This is a genomic window from Nocardia aurea (genome assembly GCF_003123685.1).
In the GTDB taxonomy this organism is placed as follows: Bacteria; Actinomycetota; Actinomycetes; order Mycobacteriales; family Mycobacteriaceae; genus Nocardia; species Nocardia aurea.
In genome coordinates this window covers 1-2,692 of record NZ_QCYJ01000135.1, presented here as the reverse complement: position 1 = coordinate 2,692, position 2,692 = coordinate 1, and the positions used below count along the sequence as shown (strand labels likewise).

The window sequence follows — 2,692 nt, the reverse complement described above, 5'->3', positions numbered from 1 at the left end:
CGGGGGTGCCCGGTGGTGGGGCCGCGCGGACCCGCTCAGGACTCCGGGGCGGGGGCCGCGGCCGGCTCGCGCAGGGGCAGGCGGACCTCGAACCAGGTCTGCCCGGGCACCGAGCGCACCTTGATCTCGCCGCCGTGCCGTCCGGCGACGATCCGGTAGGAGATGTCGAGCCCGAGCCCAGTGCCGTTGCCGACGCTCTTGGTGGTGAAGAACGGCTCGAAGATCCGGTCCTTGATGGCGTCAGGCACGCCGGGCCCGGTGTCGCCGACCTCGATGATCGCCTCGTCCTCGTCGTACGCGGTGCGGATCGTCAGCGTGCCCTCCTCGCCCATCGCGTCGAGCGCGTTGTGAATGAGGTTGGTCCAGACCTGGTTGAGTTCGCCGCCGTAGGCGGGGATCGGCGGCAGGCTCCGGTCGTAGTCGGTGACCACGCTGATGCCCGGCGGGATCTTGCCGCGGAAGATCGCGACCGTGCTGTCGAGCAGCTCGTGCACGTCGCAGATCTGGAACGGCGCGCGGTCCATCTGGGAGTATTGCTTGGCTGACCGGATCAGTGTGGAGATCCGCTCGGTCGCGTCGGTGACCTCGCCCAGCATCTGGGAGATCTCGACCGCCTTCGACAGCCAGCGGATGGCGCCGGTCACGTGCTCCTCGCCCGCCTTCCGGCGCACCTTGTCGAGGTGCTGGCGGCCGAAGCCCGCCGCCACCAGCGCGGGAGCCAGGTCCCAGGCGTCGTCCACGCCCAGCTCGTCCAGTGCCTCGGCCAGGTCGTCCTCGGCGTCGGAGATCTCCAGCGGGCTGCGCGGCGGCAGTTTGCCCACGGCCTCGGCGCAGCTCTCCTGCGTCTCGATGAGCGCGCGCAGCCGCTCGGGCGGGATGCCGTCCTCGGCGAGCTGGGCGAGCTGCATGCGCGAGGTCCTGAGCAGTGTGCGGAGCTCGCCGACGGCCCGGACGGCCGCGGCGGCCGGGTTGTTGAGCTCGTGGGTGAGCCCGGCGGTGATCGTGCCGAGCGCGGTCAGCCGCTGCCGCCTGTCGATGATCTCCCGCTGCATCCGCCCGCCGGTCCAGATGCCGTCGAGCAGGTGCATGGCCATGGGGAACCACTCAGCCACGATGTGCGCGAACTTCCTGGCGGGCAGCAGGAACATCCGGGAGGGCGCGAGGGCCCGCAGTGAGTGCTGGTAGGTCTGCGGGCCCCGGTCGCCGAGATAGGCGGAGGTCGCCCCGGCGTAGACACCGGGCTGGGAGGCGCGGGGCAGGGCGACGGTGCCGGCGCTGACCGTCTCCTGGAACATCTGCACCTCGCCCTCGATCAGCACCGCGAAGCACTCGGCGGGGTCGCCCTGCCGGATGATGACCTCGTCCTGCGCGTAGGAGCGCACCGCGCCGCTGGCGGCCAGCTTGGTGAGCTGCTCGTCGCTCAGCCGTTCGAACAGGAACAGCTTGCGCAGCTCGTCGATGTCGATCGGGACCTCGAACGGGACACTGCCGGTGGTGACGCTCATTGCTTCTCCAGATAGCGGTGCACGAGCGCGACGGCCATCGCGCCCTCGCCGACGGCCGAGGCGACCCTCTTGATCGACTCGGCGCGCACGTCGCCCGCGGCCAGGACTCCCGGCACGTTGGTCTCCAGGTAGTACGGCTCGCGCCGCAGCGGCCAGTTGCGCGGCCGCCGCCCACCCTGCACCAGGTCAGGACCGGTGAGCACGAATCCCTTGGCGTCGCGTTCGACGGTGTCGCCGAGCCACGAGGTGTAGGGCTCGGCGCCGATGAACACGAACAGCCACTGCGTGTCGACCGTGCGCTCCTCGCCCTTGGTGGTGAGCGTCAGGCCCTCCAGGTGCGCGTCGCCGTGCCCGCCGCTCACGCGGGTCTGGACGTGCACCTCGATGTTGGGGATCGCGTGGATCTGTTCGATGAGATAGTGCGACATGGACCTCTCCAAAGCATCACCTCTCACCAACAAATGGACCTTGCTCGCGAATCCCGCCAGGTAGACCGCCGCCTGGCCGGCCGAGTTGGCCGCGCCGACGACGTGGACCTCGGCGTCCCGGCAGGCCGGCGCCTCGGTCAGCGCGGCGCCGTAGAAGACGCCCCTGCCGACGAAGTCGTCGAGTCCGGGCGCGTCTAGGCGCCGGTAGGTGACCCCGGTCGCCAGGATCACCGCGTGCGCCGCGATCTCGCCGCCGTCCTTGAAACCGACGACCCGCGCCTGCCCGCGCGGCTCCAGAAGGGTCACCTTGCGCGTGGTCAGCAGCTCGGCGCCGAACTTCAGCGCCTGCCTGCGCGCCCGGTCGGCGAGCTGCTGGCCGGAGACGCCGTCGGGGAAGCCCAGGTAGTTCTCGATGCGGGAGCTCTGGCCCGCCTGCCCGCCCGAGGCGTGCGCCTCGACCAGCACCGTGTTGAGCCCCTCCGAGGCGCCGTAGACCGCGGCGCCCAGCCCGGCCGGGCCGCCGCCGACCACGATCAGGTCGTAGAAGTCGGTCGCCGGCGTGGTGGACAGCCCCACGGCCGTGGCCAGCGTGGACTGGTCGGGCGCCTGCAGCGACGCGCCGTCGGCGGTGACCACCAGCGGCAGGTGGCAGTCGTCGCCCACGGCCGCGACCAGCTGCGCCCCTTCCGGCTCCTCGGCGAGCATCCACTGGTAGGGCACGTGATTGCGGGCCAGGAACTCGCGCACCTTGTAGGACGG

General features: G+C 71.4%; 2 protein-coding genes. Both read right to left on the bottom strand.

Annotated features, from left to right (window positions below; translation table 11 throughout):
• Window positions 1-35: 35 nt before the first annotated feature.
• Complete coding sequence (locus DAT37_RS35980) at window positions 36-1,505, bottom strand: ATP-binding protein (protein WP_109529417.1); 1,470 nt, start codon at window positions 1,503-1,505, stop codon at window positions 36-38.
• Window positions 1,502-2,692: NAD(P)/FAD-dependent oxidoreductase (locus DAT37_RS35975; protein ID WP_109529416.1), on the bottom strand; the 1,191-nt coding region annotated here is incomplete at its 5' end. The genes DAT37_RS35980 and DAT37_RS35975, both read right to left, overlap by 4 nt.

Coding starts and splice junctions, on each gene's coding strand:
- DAT37_RS35980 (WP_109529417.1), bottom strand. CDS start 1,505: ATGAGCGTCACCACCGGCAGTGTCCCGTTCGAGGTCCCGATCGACATC.